This window comes from Sphingobium fluviale, assembly GCF_004122115.1.
Classification (GTDB): domain Bacteria; phylum Pseudomonadota; class Alphaproteobacteria; order Sphingomonadales; family Sphingomonadaceae; genus Sphingobium; species Sphingobium fluviale.
In genome coordinates this window covers 21,347-43,511 of the sequence record NZ_SBKP01000018.1, presented here as the reverse complement: position 1 = coordinate 43,511, position 22,165 = coordinate 21,347, and the positions used below count along the sequence as shown (strand labels likewise).

The window sequence follows — 22,165 nt, the reverse complement described above, 5'->3', positions numbered from 1 at the left end:
TGCCGGAAAACCCGCCAAAATCGCCATCACAGCCATCATGCGAAAGCTCATCGTCACCGCAAATGCGCTACTCAGGGCAGATCGTCTCTGGACCACAGCATGCGCTTGACCATCACGGATACTCTAAAGCCAGAACGCCATCGACCAATCCGAGCAGCAGCATGATGTCGGCCTCGCGCGAAAGGCGGTGGTCACCCTCTTTCACCAGCAACAGCTGAACATCCCCAGAGCGCAGACGCGCCGCCACTTTTACCGCGATCTCCCATGGCACAACATCGTCTGCCTGCCCATGCAGCAAGCGCACCGGGCAATCGAGCGCGATCTCACTTCGCAAAAGCCGGTTCGCCTCGCCCGATTCCCAGAAGGCCAGCGTTGTCACCATGCCGCCACCCTCATATTCCGATGGCTCTATGATGCGGCCATGGCGGCGCAGCGCGGCTTTCTGCGTCTCCGTAAAGCCCCAATCGGTAAAATCCGGCGCGGCGGCGATGCCGATCAGGCCTGCCGCACGCTCTGGCATTTGCAAGGCCAACAACAGCGCCAGCCACCCGCCCATCGAGGAACCGATAGGGATGATATCACCTTCCGGCCAGACATGGCGGATCAGCGCCAGCGCGTCGTCGCGCCATATATCCAGCGTACCGTCCTCGAATCGGCCTCCGCTCGATCCGCAGCCCGAATAATCGAGTAGCAGGCACGCCCGCCCGCCCGCGCGCGCATGAGCGAACACCGCCTGCGCCTTGCCGCCTTCCATGTCGGAGCGGTAGCCAGGCAGAAATACCAGCAGCGGCCCTTCGCCCTGTGCATAGCGATAGGCGAGCCTGATCCCGTCGGCGCGGGTGAAAAACGATGGGGCAGCAATCTGGGATTCTGTCATATCATATCTATGACGGGAGCCACCCCGACCTTACAAGCCCATTCCCATCGCAGGTTTCACATTTCGGTCACGCTTGCACATTGTCTTCAGCGCCTGCCACTGGACTGAGTCAAGAGCAGGCGTATAGGCGCGCCCCTTGACGTGCGCTTTGGTGAACAACTCCGCCCGGCTGCGCGATGTCGGATGACTGCCAAACCAGTTTGCGGCTTCTACGGCTTCAGATTCCACCGACCCGTCTTTGCCCGCTTTTTTATCGTCGCGCCTGTCGTCATCCAGAGGATCGAGGCGTTGAAAGAAATCAGCGGTGGGCAGTGGCGAGATGTTTGCCGCCTTCATTCTTTCAATAGCACTCAGGTCAGCAGAATGTTCCGCCTCCCGCCCATAGCTCAGACTGAGTAGCGCGTTGAGGTTGGAGCCCGCCGTTCCGTTCATCCCGCCAAGCAGCACCGAAAGACCCAGCTGCCGCAACAAGGCGGCCATCGTATCGCGATGTTCGACATGGCCCATCTCATGCCCCAGCACCCCGGCCACTTCATCGGGCGATTTGGCCTCCGCAATCAGGCCATCGAAAAGGATGATCCGGTGGCCGGGAAGAGCAATCGCGTTGACCATAGGAATATTCGCGATTTCGATTGTGCGGGCCTGCCCTTCAGGATCGACCTTGGCGATGAGCGCGTTGAGCGCAGCGTCCCCTTCCGGTGTGCGGCAGATCCGCCCCCCGAAATCACCGACCATTGCATCGCCCAAACCGTCTTCCCAGCTCTGCGGCACAAGCGGAGCGATCCACCCTGGCGCCTTCAGTCCGACAAACAGCGCCGCAGCCGCAACCGCAGCAAACGCCATGCTGGCCTTGCCCAGCCCAATGCGGTCGATAAATCCACCATAGCGAGCACGCTGCGGCAACAGCGGCACGATGTCCGCCGGGATCACGCCATCGGCAAAGCCGATGCGCCACCCCGGCTCGGTGGCATGGCCGAACACGGCATCCCGCCCGGCAATATCGAGCGCACGGAGATCGACCCATGCCCACGGCCCGCTCTCCCACCCCTCGCCGATCAGGCGAAAGGATGCCGCATCGCCGACAAGGCGCGGGTGCCAGCGATTGGCGTTGCGGCCATCATAATGCCAGACTGCGGTCTCGATCATGACAGCTCAGAACGCGCCGACATCCATTGCATCGAGCAAGCCCTCGCCATGCCTGGATTCGCGTGTGCTCGATTGCGTAAGGGCATCAAGGTCTATCTCGCCATAGGCTTCGAGGTGGGTGATGAAGAACTTCCAGTGGCGATATTGGAGGAAAAGCCAACCAACACCCAGTGTTGCGACTACAAGCAATATATCTCCGAAAAACAGCTTCAGCCAGTCGTCGGTCGTCGCCTCAAAGCGAAAGTCAATATTTTCCAGCCTGAGCGCCCCTATCCCTTCCCGCAGGAACGCGGCGTAATAAGCAAGCGCTATCAGACCAAGCAAGGCGTAGACGCCCAGAATGATCACCAACATCGCAATGAAGGCAATGGCTGGCGGATAATTCGTATGCAGAAATGTCGAACCAACCCACGTGCCCCGCGTCGCGAGCACCGCGAAGACACCCAGAGCGAGAAGGAAAGGGGCAAGGTAAAACAAGAGAAATCGCATGAATACAGGACGTACTTTTGCTTCAGCTATAAAACCGTGAGGCCCAAAAGACATCTTGTTCCAGCGTTCGTTCCACAGCGAGATCATCGACCATGGGACCATCAGATAGAGGGGCACCATCCCGCATATAGTCTTCCAGATATACGACCAGCCATATTTCCAGCCGCCATCATCCGCGCCGCCGCGGATGCCATGCCAGTATGTGCGGCTGAGACGATAGCGCAGCGCCCGGAATCTGGCGACGCCGCCGAGATAGAAGATCAGGAACACAGCGCTAACTGCTAGCGCACCTGCTACCCCGCCCATGCCACGGATCACCAGCGCCTGCACGCCGAACTGGAGGAATAGAAACGGCAAGCCGATCAGCGCCAGCACCATCAGGAAACCCTTGAACAGCTCTAGCCCCGTGCCGGTCCATTCCAGACTATCGTCAATGAAACGGGTGCGGGACCATAAATAGCGCCGTGTGCGGGTGGTCGCCCAAAACCGATAAAAGCCCAAAGTCACGATCGTCAGCAACAGGTTGCTGAATGCTATCGGCGCATATTCCTTCCAGCTGCCTTCAAACGCGAAGGCGCTGCCGCTGTGCTCGTCCATCCTTACCCCCCGGTATATGTGTGGGCGGAGTGAACTGCGCCTTGCCCCCTTAGTCAAGCAATAACGGGTCGCGGGCCGGCGAGGGGCTGCTTTATATTGACACTAGCCCGTGTCCGCTTAAGGACCGCGATGGACCAACCCCGCATTTGCAAGCGATACATCATGACCGCGCTCATCACGATCACCCTGCCCGATGGTTCCTCCCGCGAAGTAGCGCCGGGCACAACCCCGGCGGATATTGCCGCGGCCATCGGCCCCGGCCTTGCCAAGGCGGCGCTGGCGGCGCGCGTGGACGGCGCGCTGGTGGACATCACCCTGCCGCTGGAGCGCGACGCAAGCCTTGCGCTCGTCACCGCGCGGGATGAGGCCGATGCACTGGAGCTGGCGCGGCACGACTATGCGCACGTGCTGGCGGAAGCCGTGCAGGCACTGTGGCCCGATACGCAGATCACCTTCGGCCCTTCGACCGACGATGGCTTTTACTATGACTTCGCGCCGGGTGCGCACGGCCCGTTCACAGAGGATGATCTACCGGTCATAGAAGCGAAAATGCGCGAGATCATCGCGGCGGACAAGCCTCTGCGCCGCGAGGTTGTGGCGCGCGACGATCTCATCGCCAAATGGCGCGCGGCGGGCGAGATGTTCAAAGCCGAATGGGCGGAGGAATTGCCGCAGGATGAGGAACTGAGCATCTACTGGTCTGGCGACAATTGGTCCGACATGTGCCGTGGCCCGCATCTCGCCTCCACCGGCAAGCTCGATCCCGCCGCCTTCAAGCTGATGCGCGTATCGGGCGCATATTGGCGCGGCGACCAGAAGAATGCCCAGCTCTCGCGTATATATGGCACCGGCTGGCTCAACAAAAAGCAGCTCGATGCGCATCTGACGCGCCTTGAGGAGGCCGCGAAGCGCGACCACCGCCGGCTGGGGCAGGATATGAACCTGTTTCACCTCCAGTCCGAGGCGCATGGCAGCGTGTTCTGGCATCCGAAGGGCTTCGTGATCTATCGCGAGCTGGAAGCCTATATGCGCCGCGCGATTGATGGCGCGGGCTACAAGGAAGTCAAAACCCCGCAGGTGATGGACGCGCGCCAGTGGGAGCAGTCGGGCCACTGGGGCAAATATCGCGAGAATATGTTCGTCATCCCTGACGAGGTTCCGAACACCGAGGACGAAGGGCCGATCATCTCCGGCGATGCCGACTGGATGGCGCTGAAGCCGATGAACTGCCCCGCGCATGTGCTGATCTTCCGGCAGGGCATCAAGAGCTATCGCGATCTGCCGCTGCGGCTCTACGAAAACGGCTGTTGCCACCGCAATGAGCCGCATGGCGCGCTCCATGGCCTGATGCGCGTGCGTCAGTTCACGCAGGACGATGCGCATATCTTTTGCCGCGAGGACCAGATTGTCGAGGAAGTGCGCGCCTTCTGTGCGCTGGCGGATCGGATCTATCAGGATTTCGGTTTCAGCTATTCGATCAAGCTGGCGCTGCGGCCAGAGCAGCGCTTCGGCACCGAAGAAATGTGGGATAAGGCCGAAAGCGAGCTGCGCGAGGCAGTGCGCTCCGCTGGCCTCGCCAGTGCCGAGCATGGCTGGGAAGAGCTGCCCGGGGAAGGCGCTTTTTATGCGCCCAAGCTCGAATGGCACCTGACCGACGCGATTGGCCGCACCTGGCAGGTCGGCACCATCCAGTCGGACCGGGTGCTACCCGACCGGCTCGACGCCGCTTATGTGGGCGAGGATGGCGACAAGCATCGCCCGGTGATGCTCCACCGCGCGATTTTCGGCAGTTATGAGCGGTTTATCGGCATATTGATCGAGCATTATGCGGGCAAGCTGCCGCTGTGGCTCGCGCCGGTGCAGGCTGTGGTCGCGACCATCGTGTCTGACGCGGACGACTATGCGCAGCACGTGGTAGAGTGCCTGAAAGCGGCAGGCATCCGCACCGAGATCGATCTGCGCAACGAGAAGATCAACTACAAGGTGCGCGAACACAGCCTCGCCAAGGTGCCCAATCTGCTGGTGGTAGGCAAGCGTGAGGCCGAGGAAGGCAAGGTTGCGCTGCGCGTGCTCGGCGCTGATCAGCCGCAGCAGATCATGACGCTGGATGAGGCGGTCACAGCCCTTGCTAACGAGGCATTGGCACCCGATATGCGCTAAGGCGATGATGCGCGGCAGCAACAGCCGCGCTTTTCCGGTGTGCCAAAGTGCATGCCCCCTTTCCGTATGCGCGGAAAGGCGCTAAAAGCTGGCTTTCGTAACCACAGGAGACACTGCTATACCACCCCCGACGATGCGCCGCCCGCTGGCGCCGCCCCCACCCAAATCTGGCCCCCGCTATAACGAGTTCATCACCGTCCCCAAGGTACGCGTGATAGACGAAAACGGCGAAAATCTGGGTATTCTCTACACCCGCGAAGCGATTGAGCAGGCCGCAGAAGTGGGCCTGGATCTGGTTGAGGTGTCCCCCACGGCAGACCCGCCGGTCTGCAAGTTTCTCGATATCGGCAAGTTCAAGTACGAGGCGCAGAAGAAGGCGAATCTCGCGCGCAAGACCCAGCGGACGCAGGAGATCAAAGAGATCAAGATGCGCCCGAACATCGATGATCATGATTATGACACCAAAATGCGGTCGGTCGTGAAGTTTCTCGGCGAGGGTGACAAGGTGAAGGTGACGCTGCGTTTTCGCGGGCGTGAGCTGTCTCACCAGCAACTTGGCATGGCGCTTCTTCAGCGTGTGGCGGAAGAAACGGCCGAAACCGCCAAGGTAGAGGCTTATCCGCGCATGGAAGGCCGACAGATGCTGATGGTGCTATCACCTAAGTGAGCGAACTTTGGGGCGGCTTTGCCTTGCCGGACACCGCCCCCCATCTTCCTCCCGATGATTTCCTGATGCTCCGATACCCAAAATCGGGCGCGCTGCTACGCGAGCTGTTTGTGCGCCTTGCGGCTGAGATTCCCTGGCGGCAGGAAAGCATTATCCTCTACGGCAAATGTCACATGCAGCCGCGCCTGTTATGCTGGATGGGTGATCCTGAATGTGCTTATCGGTATTCTGGGATTCTGCACAAGCCCCAGCCATGGCATCCGCTGGTGAGCGGCATACGCGCGCATGTGGAGGCGCTGGCCGGCGCGCGCTTCAACTGCGTACTGCTCAACCACTATCGCGACGGGCAGGACAGCATGGGTTTTCATGCCGATGATGAGCCGGAACTGGGCGCGCAGCCGGTGATCGCCTCCTTGAGCCTCGGTGCGGCGCGCGCAATGCACCTGCGGCATCGGCGGGACCGAGCGCTGCCAACGCAGAAACTCGTTCTAGCCGATGGTGACCTGCTTGTCATGCGCGGCAACAGCCAGTGCGACTGGAAACACGCCATCCCGAAGTCGCGCAAGGCTTTAGGGCCGCGGATCAACCTGACCTTTCGGCTGATCCGCTTCCCGTCCCTTACTTGAGGGCGGAGCAAGCTTCCTGGATGCGGGTGCAGGCCTTTTTCAATACCTCTTCCGACGTTGCATAGCTGATGCGGAAGGCGGGCGAGAGGCCGAAGGCTCCGCCATGCACTGCCGCGACCCGCGCCTCGTCCAGGAAATAGCCGATCAGCTCTTCGTCGGTGGTAATCTTCTGCCCCTTGGGCGTGGTCTTGCCCATGAGGCCGCTGGCATCGGGATATACATAAAACGCGCCCTCCGGCACCGGGCAATCCAGGCCAGGTGCGTCGTTCAACATCGCTACCACAATGTCGCGCCGCTTCTTGAAGGCCGCATTGCGCTCTTCAAGAAAATCCTGATCGCCGGTCAGCGCCGCAACCGCCGCTGCCTGGCTGATCGAGCAAGGGTTGGAGGTGGACTGAGACTGAAGCTTGCTCATCGCCTTGATGATCCACTCCGGTCCGCCCGCAAAGCCGATGCGCCAGCCGGTCATCGCAAACGCCTTGGAGCAGCCGTTGACGGTGAGCGTGCGCTCATACAGATCAGGGCATACCTGCGCGATCGTGGCGAAAGGGGTCTGCGCGTACCAGACATGCTCATACATATCATCTGTCATCACCAGCACATGCGGGTGGCGGAGCAGCACCGCGCCCAGTTCTCTCAGTTCCTCAGCGCTATAGGCCGCGCCCGACGGGTTGGATGGAGAGTTCAGCAGCACCCATTTTGTGCGCGGGGTGATCGCCGCCTCAAGCTGGGCCGGGGTGATCTTGTAGCCCTGGCTCGCCGGGCCTTCTATGAACACCGGGGTGCCGCCCGCGAAGTTCACGATGTCTGGATAGCTCACCCAATAGGGCGCAGGGATGATAACCTCGTCACCCGCGTCAACAGTGGCCACCAGCGCGTTGAACAGCGTGTGCTTGCCGCCAGCGTTCACGCTGATCTGGTTCCGGGCATAGACGAGGCCATTGTCTCGCTTGAACTTGTGAGCAACCGCATCCTTGGCTTCAGCCGTGCCGTCGACATCGGTATATTTCGTCTGCCCACCACGGATCGCGGCAATCGCCGCATCCTTGACGAAATCGGGCGTGTCGAAATCCGGCTCGCCCTGAGAGAGACCTATAACGTCGACACCCTCGCTTTTCAGCTTGTTGACCCGCGCACTCATCACGAGCGTCGCGGAGGGTTGGATACGGCCGAGTGCGGCGGAGGTCCGGGTCATTATGGGGCTTTCTCTATGGAAGTGCTAATGATGCTGCGCCCTTTAGCGCCGGTTGGCGGCGGGAGCAACCATGCTGCGTCTGCGAAAGTGTCAGCGCAGGAGTTGGGCGGAGACCATCCCCCGTGCGGCATTGCCGATAAAGAAGCCTCGCTCCAGATCATAGGGCCGTAAATCACCCTCTACCGCCTCTCCCAGCGCGATCAGGCTGGCGCGCAACACGCCGGGCAACAATCCTCGCGCAAGCGGCGGCGTCACCAGTCGGTCGCCACGCTCAACAAAAATATTGGTGAAGCTGCCCTCTGTCAGATAGCCCTCATCATCAGTCAGCACCACTTCATAGGTGCCACCGATGGCCAGCGCGTCACGATAGGGACCACGCTCGGTCGTCTTATGTCTCAACCTCCAGTCACCGGCGGGGACGGGGCGCTTTACCAGCGCCACTTGCATGATTGGCTGGGGCCAGGTGAGATGCCTGCGCACCTCTGTCGAAAGCGCGCCGCCGCGTGAGGCGAGCAGGCGGACCCGGCTCCGTTCGCGTAGGCGGAAGGTTGCTGCCTGAAGCTCGTTGCGCGCACCATGCCTGTCAAAGGCGAAACCCAGTTCATCGGCGCTGCGCTTGATTCGGGCAAGATGATGCTCCAGCAGCGGCATGCCCTCGGCGGGGTCGAAAGCGATGGTCTCCACCAGGTCAAACGGGACGGATTCAGCCTCTGTCATTCACGCCCCCGGTGAGGAACCGCGACTTGTCCAGACATTCTTGCCACTCACTTTCCGCTTCGGAGTCTGCAACCAGGCCCGACCCAAGCCCGATCACCCCCTGCTTTGCTCCCTTTTTGACGCAAATCGTACGGATGGCAACATTGAAGGAGGCATTTCCGGCCTGATCAATCACGCCGATCGTCCCGGTATAGGGGCCGCGTGCGCAAGTTTCGGTCGCGTGGATAATCTCCATCGCCCTGATCTTGGGCGCGCCGGTGATCGAGCCGCACGGGAAAAGGGCGATAAGCGCGTCCACCGCACCCAGCCCGCCGCGAATCTGCGCTGTAACGGCGGAGGTCATCTGGTGCACTGTGGGATAGCTCTCGATAGTGAACAATTCAGGCACGGCAACGCTGCCCGGAGCAGCGATGCGGGAAAGGTCGTTGCGCAGCAGGTCGACAATCATCAGGTTCTCAGCGCGTTGCTTGGGGTCTGCCTGCAGCGCAGCGGCATTGGCGGCGTCTCTTGTGGGGTCGACGTTACGCAGCGCGGTGCCCTTCATCGGGCGGGTGACGAGATGCTCCCCCTCCAGCGCAAAAAACCGCTCCGGTGAGAAGCTTAAGAGCCAGTGATCTCCGGTGAACAGGAGTGCGCCATGCCCCGCTGCCGCCTGGGGGCGGATCGCGCTATAGAGAGCTGCCGGGTCGTCTCCCACATCCACTCGGCAGGGAAAGGTGAGGTTCGCCTGATAGATGTCGCCCGCGATGATGCTGTCCCGGATTGCGGCGAAGGCGGTAGCATAATCTGCGTACGCCAGCAGCGGCGCCGCTGTTGCCGGCGTGCTGGCCGCTTGTGCAGAAAAGAGCGCTGGAACATGCTCTGGCGCGATGTCTTCGACCCGTGAGAACAATCCGAACCACAAGAGCGGCGGGTCATCTTTTCTCCGGCGCGTACTCAGCCCGGCAAGGCGCGGTTCGAGCGCATAGCCCGCTTCATAGCCCATAAAACCTGCCGCATGCAGACCCTCCCCTTGCGCCGCGCGCAGACGCTCCAGCGCCGGGGCGACATCTGCTATCCGCTCCGCGCGCACGATGGCCGCCGGATCGGTATAGAGCCGCGCCGGACGAGTGGCGCTGCCGGGGCGGGCGTCATCGAGCAGTACGAACGGCGTGGAAGGAAGGCGCGAACCCATATATTGCCCTATCGCAGGCCACTCCCTGCCATTCCAGCATTATTTGCCCTGCTCTCTGGCCCCCGCCAGGCCTTGCCTAGCCGCACGCACCAGCCTATCGCGGGGGCATGTCTTCTGACGAGCCAAAGCCTGCCCGCCCCTTGTGGCCTGCCCTCAGGCATGGGCTTGCCGGTCGGTGCCCCGCATGCGGTGAAGGCCGGTTGTTCGCGCGCTTCCTAAAGCCCGTAGCGGCTTGCCCTCGCTGCGCAGAGGCACTGGAGGGTCATCAGGCCGATGATTTTCCTGCCTATATCGTCATCATCCTGCTCGGCCATATCCTGGTGCCGACGATGATTGAAGTGAACTATCTGTTCGCGATCCCGCTGGGTTGGCAGGCGGCAATCTGGCCCACACTTACCGCCGTGCTGGCGCTGGCCATGATTCAGCCGGTGAAGGGCGGCGTCATCGCCTATCAGTGGGCGCGACGCATGCACGGATTTGCGCGTGGCTGAACGGCGAACCCCATAATCATATTAGAGGCTGACCCTAAAAGCTCGGTCCCTGTACCGCGCCAGAGGGGGACTTCCTGGGCTGCGCGCTCTTGAAAATGTCGAGGATCGCGGGGCTGCGGCCATCGCGCACCGCATATTCGCGGGCTGACAAGCCCGCCATCAGGTCTTTCTTGTCCGGGTTCGCGCCCTTGGATACGAGCAGGCGCACCAGCGCTACGTCGTTAAGGTGAACCGCACGGATCAGCGGGGTCTCGCCGCTGCTGTTTGCCTTGTCTACTTGCGCGCCCTTGTCCAGCAGTGCCTGCGCGCCTTCCGCGAAACGAAGCTGTGCCGCAATCATCAGCGGCGTTGCTCCGCCGCCATCGGTAAGATTGGGGTTCGCGCCCTTCGCCAGCAGAAACTCGATCCAGCCTAGATCCCTGCGGGCAGTAACGATATGCAGCGCCGTCTGGTTGGTGCTCACATCGCGCGTGTTGATGATGGTGGAGCCGGGCTTGCCGAGATATTCCATCACCTTGCCGCCGTCCTGATCGCGCACGGCCTTGAGGAAATTATAGCTGTCCGAAAACTGCGCCTGCGCCAGCGCGGGCCAGATCAGCAACGATACGAGCACAGCAAGAAATATATTGCGCAGGGCGAAGGGAGCGAGCTTGGTGGCCATGGATCAGTTATGCCGCTTTTGATGCACGATTGGCAATTGCCAATTGCACCGTGACATTGCAAGGCTGGCTGCATGATGAACAAACCGATTTTACTCGCAGGGATTGGTAGCGCACTTTTACTGGCCGGGTGTAATCCGCCGGACGGAGGCTCTAATACGATGACCGCCGCGCCCGCCGAGACGGACCTGCGCGGCGCCAGCATCGGTGGGCCGTTCACCCTCACCGATCAGGATGGCAAGCCGCGCAGCTGGACCGATTTCAAAGGGCAGTACCGCATCGTCTATTTCGGCTATATTTATTGCCCCGATGTCTGCCCGGTGGATTTGCAGCGCATAGCCCAGGGCTTAAAGCTGTTCGAACAAAAGGCGCCGGAGCGCGCGGCGAAGGTGCAGCCGATCTTCATTTCGGTGGACCCGGAACGGGACACGCCTGAAACGATGAAGACCTATGTGGCGGCCTTCCATCCGCGTCTCATCGGCCTCACGGGCACGCCCGACCAGATTGCCGCTGTCGCGAAGCAGTACGTCACGGTCTACAGCAAGGTCGAACAAAAAGGCACCTCCGGCTATCTTATCAGCCACACGCGCACACCCGCGCTGTTTAGCCCCGATGGCGCGCCGCTCGTCATGTTGCCGGTGGACGACACCACCACATCGCAGGCGGAAGGCACGCCGCAGCAGATAGCCGACGGGCTCGATCGCTGGGTGAAATAGCGCAGATGAGCGCAGCCCTGCGCCCCCGCTTCTGGGAGTTGCCGCTTGATGCGCTCTCCAGTGCGGAGTGGGAGGCGCTGTGTGACGGGTGCGGCAAATGCTGCCTGCACAAGGCGGAGGATGAGGACACCGGGCGGGTCTATTTCAGCGATATTCGTTGCAAGATGCTGGATGGCGACTGTGGGCGCTGTACAGACTATGCGCACCGGCACGCGCATGTGCCCGATTGCGTGACGCTGACGCCAGAGACCGTTGGGGAGATCGTCTGGCTGCCGCGCACCTGCGCATACAGGCTGCGGCACGAGGGGACGGCACTGCCTCCATGGCACTATCTTCTCTGTGGAGACAGGGAGGCGGTGCATACGGTGGGCGAATCGGTGCGCGGCTGGACCGTGGCCGAGGCGGAAGGGCAGGACATTGAGGATCATCTCGTTTCGCGCCCGATCTGAAGGGGCTACTCCGCCTATGCTTGATGTCGCGGGGCGGGCAATGCCCATCATCGTGCGGCGCCATGTGCAGGCCAAGGGATACAGGCTGCGCTATGATGCGGCGCGGGAGGAGCTGCGCCTCACCATGCCCGCGCGTGGGCGGCTGCGCGCGGCGCTTGACTGGGCGGCGACCCAGAAAGGGTGGATAGCGGCTCAGATAGACACCTCGCCGCAGCCCGTGCAGCTGGCTGCGGGCGTGACCGTGCCGGTGGAGGGGCTGGAGCGGGAGATCATCTGGAACAGCGCACGCCCGCGCGCGCCAAGGCTGGAGGAGGGGTGCATCATACTCGGTGGGCCGGAGGACACGGTTGGCCCGCGCGTCGTCCGCTGGCTCAAGGTCTGTGCGCTGGAGCGGCTGCGCGCTGAAACCTATGACATGGCAGAGGGGGCGGGACTGACGGTGGCGTCCGTCTCGGTCGGCGATCCGCGCGGGCGCTGGGGCAGCTGCGCGTCATCAGGCGCGATCCGCTATAGCTGGCGGCTGATCCTCGCTCCGCCCGATGTGCGCCGTGCCACGGTGGCGCATGAGGTGGCGCATCGGCTGCACATGGATCACAGCCCCGCCTTCCACGCCGCGCATCGCGACCTTCTGGGCGAAGACCCCGCGCCCGCGCGGCAATGGCTTCGCGAGCATGGCCGGGCGCTGCACCGGTTTATCGGATAACTCGTTTACGGCTTCGGCTGGCGTGGCCTGCCCAGCACATCGTCGATCCAGCGCTGATCGAGCTTGCCTTGCCGCGGTTCGTCGACAGGATCGAGGTTGCCATCCGGGTCATTCGGATAGCGGTCTTGCGGGCCGTTGGGCAGCGGATTGCCGTCCTCGTCAGCATAGCTCACGTCGTCCGCATTGCCGTAATACGCCTCGTTGTCCGGCTCCAGCTGCCATTCCGGTAATGTCACCTCGGTCTCGAACTGCTCGACCGGGCGCTTCGCCACCGCCGCGCGCATGAACTGTGCGAAGGCGCGGGCCGGGGCCGCGCCGCCCTGAAGGCCAGGGATGGCCTTCGCCTTGTCGTTGCCCATCCATACGCCAGTGGTGATCCCGCTGGAAAAGCCGAGGAACCAGCCGTCCTTGTTGCTTGTCGTCGTTCCGGTCTTGCCCGCCACGGGGCGGCCGATCTGCGCTGCGCGGCCGGTGCCGATGTTGACCGCGGTTTGCAGCAGGTCCGTGATCCCCGCCGCCACCCAAGGCGCGACAAGCACGCGGCTGGTGTCGTCCTTGTGGGTGTAGAGCAGGCGCCCGTCCGCCGTCGTCACCTTCGTGATGCCATAGGGCGCTACCGCAATGCCCTTGCGCGCGACCGAGGCGAAGGCGCGGGTCATGTCGATAAGCCGCGCGTCTGACGAGCCGAGCACCATCGAGGGATGGGTGTTGACCTCGGTGCTGATGCCAAACCGCCGCGCCATGTCCGCGATGGTGCCGAAGCCCACCTCTTGCCCCAGCTTGGCGGCGACCGTGTTGATCGAATAGGCAAAGGCGGTGCGCACGTCGATCTCGCCCGCGTTCTTGCCGTTGCTGTTGCGCGGGGTCCAGCCGTCGATCTCGACCGGCTCGTCCACCACATGGGTATCCGGGCTGTATCCGCCCTCCAGCGCAGCGAGATAGACGAACAGCTTGAAGGCGGAGCCGGGCTGGCGCACGGCGGTCGTCGCGCGGTTATAGTTGGAGCTGACATAATCCAGCCCGCCGACCATGGCACGCACGGCGCCATCCCGGTCCAGCGCGACAAGCGCCGCCTGCGCGTTTTTGGGCGCGTTGCGGGTGAGGGACTGGGTGGCCGCGCGCTGCATGTTGAGGTCTATCGTGGTATAAACCTCCAGCGGCTCGATCGGCTCGTCGATCAGCATATCGAGCTGGGGCAGCGCCCAGTCGGTGAAATAGCGCACGCTGTTTTGCGGGGCTTCGGGCGCGAGCGAGACATGATCGAGCTTTGCCGCCTCCAGCTCGCGCTGAGAGATGACGCCGTTCTTGCGCATCACATCGAGCACGACCGAGGCGCGACCAATCGCCGCCTTGGCGTCTGCCGTGGGGCTATAGTTGGACGGTGCCTTGACCAGACCGGCGATGATCGCGGCTTCGGGCAGGCTCAAGGATGTGCCCGGATGGCCGAAGAACTTGCGGCTCGCAGCATCCACACCATAAGCCCCGCCGCCGAAATAGACCTTGTTGAGATACATCTCAAGAATCTGGTCCTTGGAGAATTTGCGCTCCATCGCGAGCGCGAGAATCATCTCCCGCGCCTTGCGGCCAAAGGAATAGCTGTTGTTGAGGAAGATGTTGCGCGTGAGCTGCTGTGTGATCGTCGATGCGCCCTGAAGCCGCCGCCCGGTGCCGCGATGCTGGACCGCGAACCAGCCCGCCCGCGCCATGCCGATGGGATCGACGCCGGGGTGATAATAGAAACGCTTGTCCTCGACGCTGACCATCGCGTCTTTCATGACATGCGGGATCTGATCGATGCTGAGCCAGCGGCCAAAGCTGGGGCCGAGCGAGACGATGACGGTGCCGTCGGCTGCATGGACGCGGATCATCTGGCCATTGGGCGAGGATTTGAGGCTCTCGAAACTGGGGAGAGACTGCATCGCCACCAGCACCGCCGCCACCAGCGCGATAAGGCCGGCAACTGCTGAAATTACGCCAATTTTCAGGAGGCGGACCAGCCATATCTTCACACGCTGTGCCTTCGCCATGCCCATCCGTCTCGCGTCATCTTACTCAATGCGGCTTACTCTTTCACTGAATCCGCCGCAAGCGAGATATGGGCCGCTTGCTTAACCCGGCTTGAACTCTAAAGCACCGCTGTTGATGCAATAGCGCAAGCCGTTCTCGCCTGGCCCATCGGGAAAGACATGGCCAAGATGTCCGTCGCAGCGCGAACAGCGCACCTCTACGCGGCGCATGCCGTGGCTGGTGTCCTCGTAATTGTCGATCGCCTCGTCCGCTATCGGCGCGGTGAAGGCGGGCCAGCCGCAGCCGCTGTTATATTTCTCGCCACTGCCGAACAGTGCGGTGCCGCACCCGGCGCAGAGATAGGTGCCATCGGCGAACGTGTGGTCATATTCGCCGGTGAAGGCGCGCTCGGTGCCTGCCTGGCGGAGGATGTGATATTGCTCGGCGGAGAGTTTCGCGCGCCATTCTTCGTCGGTGAGGGTGATCTTGTCCATGCGCGGCAATATGGAGGCGGGGCCGCGCGCGCGCAAGGGGTGGGCATCAGCGGCTGCGGGCGGCCTGCCGCGTTATCGTCAGCAACTCCTGCCGCACGGCGGTGTCGCCGGGACCGAGCGAGGTGCGGGTCATGCGCTCGGCCTCCAGCAGGCGCTCGATCAGCCTGCCAGCCTTGTCACCGCTCCAGATGCGCGCCTGCTTCTGCACCGCGCCTTTTTCTTTCCAGAAGACAGCCTTGCCTTCCGTTTCCATTGCTTTTTCCATGTTGCCAGTGCGCTCGAACGCCGATCCTATTTGCGCGACGAGCAGCGCCCGGTTGAGCAGCGGGCGGGTGATGCTGGCGAGCGGCGTGGCGCTTGCCTGAAGCTGTGCCAGCTCGTGTTGGAGCGCGGCGGCATTGCCTTCCAACACGGCGTTGACCAGCGGGCCGACATCGCTCTCGCTCGCCCCGGCGGAGAGGGCGTCGAGCGCTTCCGCCGTCGCTTCGGCGGGATGCTCCGGCGCGGCATCGAGATAGAGCGCGATCTTCTCCACCTCGCCCGCCATCAGCGCCCGGTCGTTGCCGGTGAGGTCTGCGATGCGCCGCGCCAGCTCGGTAGAGAGGCGCAGGCCGCGCTCACGCGCCAAGCCTTGCGCGATCTGCGCCGCCTCGCGCTCGTCCGGCGCATAGCTGGCGAAGGCGAGCGCGGCGGGCGAATCGAGGCACAATTTGGCGAGCTTCGATGTCGCGCGGATCGCGCCCGCCACCAGTATCACCGGATTGCCCGCCTGAGGCGCTTCCAACAGCGCGGCTAGAGCAGGCGCGCTCTCCTCGCCCGCGCCCATCACCCGCACCCAGCGCTTGTCACCAAACATTGAGAAGGAAGCGGCTTCGTCTGCCAGCCGCGCGGGGTCCGCCTTCAGGCTGGCGCCATCGAGGTCTATGCGCTCTGCCCCCTCGCCCATGGCGCGCTCCAGCCGCTTGAGCAAGGCCATGCTGCCCGCCTCATCGGGGCCATAGAGCAGGAAAACGCGCGTTGCGGCTGTGGGCGCATCCAGCGCCTTTTCGATCTGGGCGCGATTGGCCTTCACGGGGCTGGAGGCGGAGCGGAAACAGGAGCCGCGCTCTGCTCGCTCGCCAGCTTTTGCGCCATGCGCGTGACGATCTGGTCCGCTACAATCTCGGACAGCCGCTCCAGCGCGGTATCTTCCGCCGCGATGGTCGCATATTCGCTGCTGGCGACATCAAGGCCCGCGTCAGACCCGGCGGTCGCGTCCATCACCAGCGCGCCCGTCGCGCTATCGAAGAGCTGATAGCGCGCACGCAGCGCACGGCGCTCGCGCGATACGATGTCGCCAGCGCGCACGCCAAAGCCGGTAATGCGGTCATCCAGCTCGACATGCAGGCGATAGCTCGGCCCCTCTCCGCCGGAGATGGCGGCGAGGCGTTCATTGAGAGCATTGCCCACCAGCCAGCCCGCCTTGCCCTCAATCGCATCGACCTGCACCGTGCCGATGGCGCGCGCCACCGGCCCATGAGTGCCACTGCCATAAAGCGGGCGCAGGCCGCAGGACGATAGCGCGGGCAGGGCGGCGAGAGCCAAGGCGAGGGCGGCGATGCGCTTCATATCACTATGTTGACCAGACGATCCGGCACCACAATGATTTTCTTCGGGGTTGCGCCATCCATGATGCGCGCGACATTGGGCGCGGCGAGGGCGAGGGCTTCCAACTGATCCTTGGGCAGCCCCTTCGCCACCGTGATCGTATCGCGCAGCTTGCCCATCACCTGACAGGCGATGGTTACTTCATCCTCGACCAGCAGCGCGGAATCGACCTCTGGCCACACGGCATCGGCGATCAGCCCCGTCTCACCCATATCGGCCCATGCTTCCTCGGCCAGATGCGGCACCATCGGCGCGACGAGCAGCGCGAGCGCGCGGATCGCGGCGGCGCGGCTGGCGGAAGGCGCGGCTTTCTCGATCGCGTTCGCCAGTTCGTATATCTTCGCCACCGCCTTGTTGAACGACAGCGCTTCTATGTCTTTCGCTATGCCGTCGATGGTCTGATGCAGCTTGCGGTCCAGCGCCTTATCGGCTTCGCCCGCGCCCGTCTCGCCCGCCGCGCCGAACAATCTCCAAAGACGATTCACGAAGCGCCACGATCCTTCGATGCCGCTCGCTGTCCATGGCAGGTCGCGCTCCGGCGGAGAGTCCGACAGCATGAACCAGCGCACCGCGTCCGCGCCATATTGATCGATGATGTCATCGGGATCGACGACATTCTTCTTCGACTTGGACATTTTTTCAACGCGGCCCAGCGTGACCAACGCGCCGCCGTCCATCATCACATAACCGTCGCCGCGCTTCTCCACCTCTTCGGGCGCGAGCCATTTGCCTTCAGGCGATTTATACGTCTCGTGCGTCACCATGCCCTGCGTGAACAGGCCGGCGAACGGCTCTTTCACGTCGATCTTGCCGCAATAGTTCAGCGCCCGCGTCCAGAAGCGGGCATAGAGCAGGTGGAGGATCGCATGCTCGATCCCGCCGATATACTGGCCGACGGGCAACCATTGCTCCGCCACGGCCTTGTCAAACGGCTTGTCATCCGGCTGGCTGGCGAAGCGGATGAAATACCAGCTTGAGTCGACGAAGGTGTCGAGCGTGTCCGTCTCGCGCCGGGCGGGCTTGCCGCATGTGGGGCAGGGGGCGTGCTTCCATGTCGGGTGCCGCTCCAGCGGGTTGCCGGGGATCTCGAAGCTCACATCTTCGGGCAGCACGACGGGGAGCTGATCTTTCGGCACCGGCACCACGCCGCACTCGTCGCAATGGATGAACGGAATCGGCGTGCCCCAATAGCGCTGGCGCGAGACGCCCCAGTCGCGCAGGCGCCACACGGTCGTGCCCTTGCCCCAGCCCTCGGTTTCGGCGCGGGCGATGACGGCGGCCTTGGCGGCCTCAACCTCCATGCCGTTCAAGAAATCTGAATTGATGAGCGTGCCCGGCCCGGTATAGGCTTCCTCGTTGACCGGCGCATCCTTGCCATCGGCCGAGACGACGCGGGGCGTGGCGAGCATATATTTGCGCGCGAAATCGAGGTCGCGCTGGTCGTGCGCGGGGACGGCCATCACCGCGCCGGTGCCATAGTCCATCAGCACGAAATTGGCGACGAACAGCGGCAGCGTGGCGCCACTGAACGGGTGGATCACCGAAACGCCGGTGTCATAGCCCAGCTTTTCCTGCGTTTCGATCTCGGCGGCGGCGGTGCCGGTCTTGCGACATTCGTCGGCAAAGGCGGCGAGATTGGCGTCGGCCTTCGCCAGTTCCAGCGCGATCGGATGATCGGCGGCGATGGCGGCAAAGCTCGCGCCGAAGATGGTATCGGGCCGGGTGGAGAACACCTCCAGCCTGTCCGCATCGCCCACCGCACGGTCCAGCTTGAAGCTGAATTGCAGTCCGACCGATTTGCCGATCCAGTTCTCCTGCATCAGCTTCACCTTGTCCGGCCACTGATCGAGGCTGCTCAAGCCATCGAGCAGATCGTCCGCGAACTGGGTGATCTTGAGGAACCACTGGCTCAGCTTGCGCTTTTCCACCGGCGCGCCGGAGCGCCAGCCCTTGCCATCGATCACCTGCTCGTTCGCAAGCACGGTCATGTCGACCGGATCCCAGTTGACCGCGCTTTCCTTGCGATAAACGAGGCCCGCCTCATAGAGATCGAGGAACAGCGCCTGTTCCTGCCCGTAATAGTCCGGCTCACAGGTCGCCAGCTCCCGGCTCCAATCGAGCGCGAAGCCGAGGCGCTTCAATTGCGCCTTCATGTTGGCGATGTTGGACCGTGTCCAGTCGCCGGGATGGACCTTCTTTTCCATCGCGGCATTTTCGGCCGGCATGCCGAACGCGTCCCAGCCCATCGGGTGCAGCACCTCATAGCCGCGCATCCGGCGGAACCGGGCCAGCACATCGCCCATCGTATAGTTGCGCACATGGCCGATATGGATGCGGCCAGAAGGATAGGGGAACATCTCCAGCACATAAGAGCGCGGCTTGGCCGAAGCGTCATCCGCGCGAAAGCTCTGGCGCTCGTCCCAGATGCGCTGCCATTTGGCGTCCGCGTCAAGCGGGTTGAAGCGCCTTTGCATTGTTCGTCATGCTCCCTGCCGGGCGCATTCGCCGATGCCCCGGCCTATTGTAACACAAGGGTAAAGCGGAGGAAGATCAGTCCTTCTCGCCGATCGCCATGCGGCGCAGATCGCGCGCCTTGGTGAGGATGATCTCCTCCAGCTTTTGCACCGTGGCGGCCTGCACCGGCGCATCGACCCACTGGCCAGCCTGGTTCACCTGGCGGCTGGCGGCAACGCGCAGCGCATCGGCGCGCAGATCCTGATCGAGGATCGTCACCGTCACCTTCATGCGCTCTCCCGCCGCATTGGGGTTGGCATACCAGTCGGTCACGATCACGCCGCCATTCGAATCGGTCTGGACCAGCGGCATGAAAGACAGCGTCTCCAGGCTTGCGCGCCACAGATAGGCGTTGACACCGATTGTCGTTACCTTGGAGGCCGCAAGGTCTGCCTTGGGGCGCTTGTTGCCGCTCGAACAGGCGGCAAGCGCGGCAATGACCGCGACGCTGGCAAGGAGACGGGTGGGGAACTGCAATGTCATGGCGCACTTTCCAGTCTTGGCGGCGGGCAGGGGGCAGCCGCAGCACGAGTTTGCTGCTTCTATAGCCGCCCGGCATCATTCGGCAAGCCTTAGACCCAATTGCTGCGTCTAATGTGTAACAGCCGAAAAATATTCCGCGAAATGCTGGCGTTTTTTCGCACTTTGGCATAGGATAGTGCTGGTAAAGCCATAAGAGTCGGAAGAGATGGCCGGGTTCAGGGAATATATCGGCATCACACTGATCGCAGGCGCGGCGCTTGTGATAGCGGTTCCTGCGCTCGGCGCGGCGGGAGAGCTGCTTCGTCTGCGCAGCACGGTGCCGGTGTCGCTCGGTGAACTGGGCAGTATCGCTTCCTTCACTCCCGCCATTCATGATCCCAAGCTGTCTTCGGCCTATGCCCGCGCGGTGCTCAAGCGTGGAGGCAATCAGTTTCGTTTCACGCCGACGAGCGGTTCTCTGAGCGGCCGTCGCTCGATCACGGTGCTGGTGCGGGCGGACAGGGGCAGTGCGCGTGCGGATGAGCGATCCACCGCGCCGCTGGGCATCGCACCACTGGCGTTCAACCTCGATGCGTCGCGCGGTTGGCGCAAGTTCGCCCTGCCAGACAAGATGGGCAACAAGCCGCTCGATCCGGTTTTTGCCGATATGCCCGCTGCCAGGAACTTTTCTCTGGAAAGCAAGCCTTCACGCCTGAAGGCGGATGTCCAGCTTGATGCGCGGCGGGATGTCGGCACCGCGCCGCAGACCCTTGCCGGGGAGAGCAAGCTTAGCGTGGCCATCGGCAGCAGCTATTCGTTGACCCGCAATATCAACGTCACGGCGGGTGTGCGCTACAAGGGACATGACAACCGCCTCGCACCGATTACCGATGGCAAGCAGGATGATCAGGCGGTGTTTGTCGGCACCAAGTTCAAATTCTAGGGACTGCCGGGGTTTCAGGCCATACGGGCCTGCAAAGCCCGATTTGTTGCGCTCCGATGCTCACGACCCTCAAGGTCGCTGCGCTTCGGTGCTCGCAAATCAGGCTTTTCGCCTCCATCTGACCTGAAACCCCGGCAATCCCTGCCTCGATCTATATCAGGGCGTCGATGGCGGCCCAGCCGTGGGCGCCTAGTGGCTTGAGGCGGCGGAAATGCGCGGTATTCATGCCACCGAGGGCGATCACCGGGCAGCGCGCCTGTCGTGCCAGCGCGGCGAAGCCCCATAGGCCCAGCGTCCGTCCGCCAGGATGAGAGCGGGTGGGGAATACCGGCGAAACAAACACGAGGTCTGCACCCGCGCGATGGGCGGCGGCCAGTTCGCGCATGCTATGGGCAGAGGCGGAGACAAGATCGCGCTGCCCCGCTGCACAAACGCGGCGGGAATAATGAGAGGAGTGGTGAACCCCGTTCCCCCTCCTGCCCAGCCGTTCTCCCGCCTCCAGCAGGATCAGGCCGTGCCGCCGGGCAAGGGCTGCGATCTGCTCTCGCACCGCAGCCCGCGCCTCGCGCTCCAGCCCGTAATGCCGGAATACCACGCCAGACCCGCGCGGCAGCCGGGCGATCGCGCGCATCAGCGCCTCCTTCGCCACGCGCTCATCGGTAAACAGCCACAAAGCCGGCAGGGCGCGAGTATGGCGCGGGCCGAAAGGGGGCTGGCGGCGAGGCATATCGCCCTCTATAGCGGCGCGCATGGACCAATCCAGCCCCCAAACGCCCGCCGTTACACCGCTCGCCGAGGTGCAGGGCCGCATTGCGCGCGCCGCCCTGCTTGCCGGGCGCAGCGCCGATGACGTAACGCTGATCGCTATCTCAAAGACTCATGATGCGGATGCGATCTTGCCTTTGCTGGGGCAGGGCCAGCGCCATTTCGGCGAGAACCGGGTGCAGGAGGCGCAAGGCAAATGGCCCGATCTGCGCGCGCGCTATCCGGACGTCACGCTGCACCTCGTCGGCCAGCTCCAGAGCAACAAGGCGGCGGAAGCGGTGGCGCTGTTCGATGTGATCCACTCGCTCGACCGCCCTTCGCTGGTTGCGGCGCTGGGCAAGGCGATGGCGGCAGCGGGCAGGCGCGTGCCTTGCTTCATTCAGGTCAATATCGGTGCTGAGGCACAGAAGGGCGGTTGCGCGATTGCCGATGTGCCGGGCTTGCTCGATGCCGCGCGCGAAGCGGAGATCCCGGTTGCGGGGCTGATGTGCGTGCCTCCAGCCGACGTAGAGGCCGCGCCCTATTTCGCGCTGTTGGCGAAAATTGCGCGGGAGCAGGGGCTGGCGGGTCTCTCTATGGGTATGTCCGGCGACTATGAGACGGCGGTGATGCTCGGCGCGACCCATGTGCGCGTCGGCTCCGCACTGTTCGGCGCGCGGGGATAGAG

The 22,165-nt window shown here is 63.1% G+C and carries 23 protein-coding genes and 1 pseudogene; 10 read left to right on the top strand and 14 right to left on the bottom strand.

Annotated elements, in window-relative coordinates; genetic code table 11:
- A pseudogene (locus EQG66_RS15670) lies at window positions 1–109 on the top strand (IS110 family transposase); the annotation flags it as partial.
- A gap of 3 nt (window positions 110–112) precedes the next feature.
- Here EQG66_RS15670 and EQG66_RS13755 read toward each other — a convergent pair.
- Genes EQG66_RS13755 through EQG66_RS13745 form a run of 3 tightly spaced genes read right to left on the bottom strand, consistent with a single transcriptional unit; the run spans window position 113 to window position 3,109 of the window.
- Window positions 113–877, bottom strand: a complete 765-nt coding sequence (locus EQG66_RS13755; RefSeq protein ID WP_129405124.1) for an alpha/beta hydrolase — start codon at window positions 875–877, stop codon at window positions 113–115.
- Between the two features lie 30 nt (window positions 878–907).
- The gene (locus tag EQG66_RS13750) at window positions 908–2,023 is read right to left on the bottom strand and encodes a M48 family metallopeptidase (RefSeq protein ID WP_129405123.1); all 1,116 of its coding nucleotides are present in this window, start codon (window positions 2,021–2,023) and stop codon (window positions 908–910) included.
- Between the two features lie 6 nt (window positions 2,024–2,029).
- Window positions 2,030–3,109 (bottom strand): YjgN family protein, encoded by a 1,080-nt coding sequence (locus EQG66_RS13745; protein ID WP_129405122.1) that lies wholly within the window; start codon window positions 3,107–3,109, stop codon window positions 2,030–2,032.
- Window positions 3,110–3,271: 162 nt separating this feature from the next.
- On the opposite strand from EQG66_RS13745, the gene thrS reads away from it, so the two are divergent.
- The 3 genes from thrS to EQG66_RS13730 all read left to right on the top strand — a co-directional run bounded on the left by thrS (window position 3,272) and on the right by EQG66_RS13730 (window position 6,562).
- Window positions 3,272–5,269, top strand: a complete 1,998-nt coding sequence (gene thrS / locus EQG66_RS13740) for a threonine--tRNA ligase (RefSeq protein WP_129405121.1) — start codon at window positions 3,272–3,274, stop codon at window positions 5,267–5,269.
- Window positions 5,270–5,402: 133 nt separating this feature from the next.
- The gene (infC, locus tag EQG66_RS13735; protein ID WP_129405120.1) at window positions 5,403–5,936 is read left to right on the top strand and encodes a translation initiation factor IF-3; all 534 of its coding nucleotides are present in this window, start codon (window positions 5,403–5,405) and stop codon (window positions 5,934–5,936) included.
- The gene (locus tag EQG66_RS13730) at window positions 5,933–6,562 is read left to right on the top strand and encodes an alpha-ketoglutarate-dependent dioxygenase AlkB family protein (protein ID WP_220428672.1); all 630 of its coding nucleotides are present in this window, start codon (window positions 5,933–5,935) and stop codon (window positions 6,560–6,562) included. Before infC ends, EQG66_RS13730 begins: the two co-directional genes overlap by 4 nt.
- On the opposite strand, the gene EQG66_RS13725 is transcribed toward EQG66_RS13730, so the two are convergent.
- The 3 genes from EQG66_RS13725 to pabB form a co-directional block, all read right to left on the bottom strand.
- The gene (locus EQG66_RS13725; protein WP_129405119.1) at window positions 6,555–7,757 is read right to left on the bottom strand and encodes a pyridoxal phosphate-dependent aminotransferase; all 1,203 of its coding nucleotides are present in this window, start codon (window positions 7,755–7,757) and stop codon (window positions 6,555–6,557) included. The two genes, EQG66_RS13730 and EQG66_RS13725, sit on opposite strands and share 8 nt — an antisense overlap.
- A 90-nt stretch (window positions 7,758–7,847) precedes the next feature.
- Entirely contained in the window at window positions 7,848–8,474 is a 627-nt protein-coding gene (locus tag EQG66_RS13720) for an aminotransferase class IV (protein ID WP_129405118.1), read from the bottom strand.
- The gene (gene pabB / locus EQG66_RS13715) at window positions 8,461–9,648 is read right to left on the bottom strand and encodes an aminodeoxychorismate synthase component I (RefSeq protein ID WP_129405117.1); all 1,188 of its coding nucleotides are present in this window, start codon (window positions 9,646–9,648) and stop codon (window positions 8,461–8,463) included. The genes EQG66_RS13720 and pabB overlap by 14 nt, the downstream gene beginning before the upstream one ends.
- Window positions 9,649–9,755: 107 nt before the next feature.
- Here pabB and EQG66_RS13710 point away from each other — a divergent pair, with 107 nt between their 5' ends.
- A complete protein-coding gene (locus EQG66_RS13710; protein WP_129405116.1) occupies window positions 9,756–10,139 on the top strand; it encodes a DUF983 domain-containing protein in 384 nt (127 codons plus the stop codon).
- A 34-nt stretch (window positions 10,140–10,173) separates the two neighbouring features.
- Here the strand turns inward: EQG66_RS13710 and EQG66_RS13705 are convergent, their stop codons facing one another.
- The gene (locus EQG66_RS13705) at window positions 10,174–10,800 is read right to left on the bottom strand and encodes an ankyrin repeat domain-containing protein (protein WP_129405115.1); all 627 of its coding nucleotides are present in this window, start codon (window positions 10,798–10,800) and stop codon (window positions 10,174–10,176) included.
- 75 nt (window positions 10,801–10,875) lie between these two features.
- Between EQG66_RS13705 and EQG66_RS13700 the strand changes: the two genes are divergently transcribed.
- The 3 genes from EQG66_RS13700 to EQG66_RS13690 are packed head-to-tail and all read left to right on the top strand — an operon-like array spanning window position 10,876 to window position 12,666.
- The gene (locus EQG66_RS13700) at window positions 10,876–11,514 is read left to right on the top strand and encodes an SCO family protein (RefSeq protein WP_129405128.1); all 639 of its coding nucleotides are present in this window, start codon (window positions 10,876–10,878) and stop codon (window positions 11,512–11,514) included.
- Window positions 11,515–11,519: 5 nt separating this feature from the next.
- Window positions 11,520–11,963, top strand: a complete 444-nt coding sequence (locus tag EQG66_RS13695) for a YcgN family cysteine cluster protein (RefSeq protein ID WP_129405114.1) — start codon at window positions 11,520–11,522, stop codon at window positions 11,961–11,963.
- A gap of 16 nt (window positions 11,964–11,979) precedes the next feature.
- Window positions 11,980–12,666, top strand: coding sequence for a M48 family metallopeptidase (locus EQG66_RS13690; protein ID WP_129405113.1), 687 nt, complete (start codon window positions 11,980–11,982; stop codon window positions 12,664–12,666).
- 5 nt (window positions 12,667–12,671) lie between these two features.
- On the opposite strand, the gene EQG66_RS13685 is transcribed toward EQG66_RS13690, so the two are convergent.
- The 6 genes from EQG66_RS13685 to EQG66_RS13660 all read right to left on the bottom strand — a co-directional run bounded on the left by EQG66_RS13685 (window position 12,672) and on the right by EQG66_RS13660 (window position 19,811).
- Entirely contained in the window at window positions 12,672–14,693 is a 2,022-nt protein-coding gene (locus tag EQG66_RS13685) for a transglycosylase domain-containing protein (protein WP_129405112.1), read from the bottom strand.
- Between the two features lie 81 nt (window positions 14,694–14,774).
- On the bottom strand, window positions 14,775–15,167 hold the full coding sequence (gene msrB, locus EQG66_RS13680) for a peptide-methionine (R)-S-oxide reductase MsrB (protein ID WP_129405111.1): 393 nt from the start codon (window positions 15,165–15,167) through the stop codon (window positions 14,775–14,777).
- A 46-nt stretch (window positions 15,168–15,213) separates the two neighbouring features.
- On the bottom strand, window positions 15,214–16,239 hold the full coding sequence (gene holA / locus EQG66_RS13675) for a DNA polymerase III subunit delta (protein WP_129405110.1): 1,026 nt from the start codon (window positions 16,237–16,239) through the stop codon (window positions 15,214–15,216).
- Window positions 16,236–16,775, bottom strand: a complete 540-nt coding sequence (gene lptE, locus EQG66_RS13670; protein WP_129405109.1) for an LPS assembly lipoprotein LptE — start codon at window positions 16,773–16,775, stop codon at window positions 16,236–16,238. Before lptE ends, holA begins: the two co-directional genes overlap by 4 nt.
- On the bottom strand, window positions 16,772–19,288 hold the full coding sequence (leuS, locus tag EQG66_RS13665) for a leucine--tRNA ligase (protein WP_129405108.1): 2,517 nt from the start codon (window positions 19,286–19,288) through the stop codon (window positions 16,772–16,774). The genes lptE and leuS overlap by 4 nt, the downstream gene beginning before the upstream one ends.
- Before the next feature lie 76 nt (window positions 19,289–19,364).
- Entirely contained in the window at window positions 19,365–19,811 is a 447-nt protein-coding gene (locus EQG66_RS13660; RefSeq protein ID WP_129405107.1) for a DUF3576 domain-containing protein, read from the bottom strand.
- A gap of 205 nt (window positions 19,812–20,016) precedes the next feature.
- Here EQG66_RS13660 and EQG66_RS13655 point away from each other — a divergent pair, with 205 nt between their 5' ends.
- Window positions 20,017–20,733, top strand: a complete 717-nt coding sequence (locus EQG66_RS13655) for a hypothetical protein (RefSeq protein WP_129405106.1) — start codon at window positions 20,017–20,019, stop codon at window positions 20,731–20,733.
- Window positions 20,734–20,884: 151 nt separating this feature from the next.
- Here EQG66_RS13655 and EQG66_RS13650 read toward each other — a convergent pair whose 3' ends face one another.
- Window positions 20,885–21,484, bottom strand: a complete 600-nt coding sequence (locus EQG66_RS13650; protein WP_245988100.1) for a thiamine phosphate synthase — start codon at window positions 21,482–21,484, stop codon at window positions 20,885–20,887.
- On the opposite strand from EQG66_RS13650, the gene EQG66_RS13645 reads away from it, so the two are divergent.
- Complete coding sequence (locus EQG66_RS13645; RefSeq protein ID WP_129405105.1) at window positions 21,483–22,163, top strand: YggS family pyridoxal phosphate-dependent enzyme; 681 nt, start codon at window positions 21,483–21,485, stop codon at window positions 22,161–22,163. The genes EQG66_RS13650 and EQG66_RS13645 overlap by 2 nt on opposite strands.
- Window positions 22,164–22,165: the final 2 nt, after the last annotated feature.

Bases quoted from the DNA above. Each gene is read 5' to 3' on its own strand.
- EQG66_RS13755 (WP_129405124.1), bottom strand. From the start codon at position 877: ATGACAGAATCCCAGATTGCTGCCCCATCGTTTTTCACCCGCGCCGAC.
- EQG66_RS13650 (WP_245988100.1), bottom strand. From the start codon at position 21,484: ATGCGCGCCGCTATAGAGGGCGATATGCCTCGCCGCCAGCCCCCTTTC.
- thrS (WP_129405121.1), top strand. From the start codon at position 3,272: ATGACCGCGCTCATCACGATCACCCTGCCCGATGGTTCCTCCCGCGAA.
- EQG66_RS13720 (WP_129405118.1), bottom strand. From the start codon at position 8,474: ATGACAGAGGCTGAATCCGTCCCGTTTGACCTGGTGGAGACCATCGCT.
- EQG66_RS13645 (WP_129405105.1), top strand. From the start codon at position 21,483: ATGGACCAATCCAGCCCCCAAACGCCCGCCGTTACACCGCTCGCCGAG.
- EQG66_RS13695 (WP_129405114.1), top strand. From the start codon at position 11,520: ATGAGCGCAGCCCTGCGCCCCCGCTTCTGGGAGTTGCCGCTTGATGCG.
- infC (WP_129405120.1), top strand. From the start codon at position 5,403: ATGCGCCGCCCGCTGGCGCCGCCCCCACCCAAATCTGGCCCCCGCTAT.
- EQG66_RS13745 (WP_129405122.1), bottom strand. From the start codon at position 3,109: ATGGACGAGCACAGCGGCAGCGCCTTCGCGTTTGAAGGCAGCTGGAAG.
- EQG66_RS13655 (WP_129405106.1), top strand. From the start codon at position 20,017: ATGGCCGGGTTCAGGGAATATATCGGCATCACACTGATCGCAGGCGCG.
- leuS (WP_129405108.1), bottom strand. From the start codon at position 19,288: ATGCAAAGGCGCTTCAACCCGCTTGACGCGGACGCCAAATGGCAGCGC.
- EQG66_RS13660 (WP_129405107.1), bottom strand. From the start codon at position 19,811: ATGACATTGCAGTTCCCCACCCGTCTCCTTGCCAGCGTCGCGGTCATT.
- EQG66_RS13725 (WP_129405119.1), bottom strand. From the start codon at position 7,757: ATGACCCGGACCTCCGCCGCACTCGGCCGTATCCAACCCTCCGCGACG.
- EQG66_RS13700 (WP_129405128.1), top strand. From the start codon at position 10,876: ATGAACAAACCGATTTTACTCGCAGGGATTGGTAGCGCACTTTTACTG.
- pabB (WP_129405117.1), bottom strand. From the start codon at position 9,648: ATGGGTTCGCGCCTTCCTTCCACGCCGTTCGTACTGCTCGATGACGCC.
- EQG66_RS13750 (WP_129405123.1), bottom strand. From the start codon at position 2,023: ATGATCGAGACCGCAGTCTGGCATTATGATGGCCGCAACGCCAATCGC.
- msrB (WP_129405111.1), bottom strand. From the start codon at position 15,167: ATGGACAAGATCACCCTCACCGACGAAGAATGGCGCGCGAAACTCTCC.
- EQG66_RS13710 (WP_129405116.1), top strand. From the start codon at position 9,756: ATGTCTTCTGACGAGCCAAAGCCTGCCCGCCCCTTGTGGCCTGCCCTC.
- EQG66_RS13685 (WP_129405112.1), bottom strand. From the start codon at position 14,693: ATGGCGAAGGCACAGCGTGTGAAGATATGGCTGGTCCGCCTCCTGAAA.
- EQG66_RS13690 (WP_129405113.1), top strand. From the start codon at position 11,980: ATGCTTGATGTCGCGGGGCGGGCAATGCCCATCATCGTGCGGCGCCAT.
- EQG66_RS13705 (WP_129405115.1), bottom strand. From the start codon at position 10,800: ATGGCCACCAAGCTCGCTCCCTTCGCCCTGCGCAATATATTTCTTGCT.
- lptE (WP_129405109.1), bottom strand. From the start codon at position 16,775: ATGAAGCGCATCGCCGCCCTCGCCTTGGCTCTCGCCGCCCTGCCCGCG.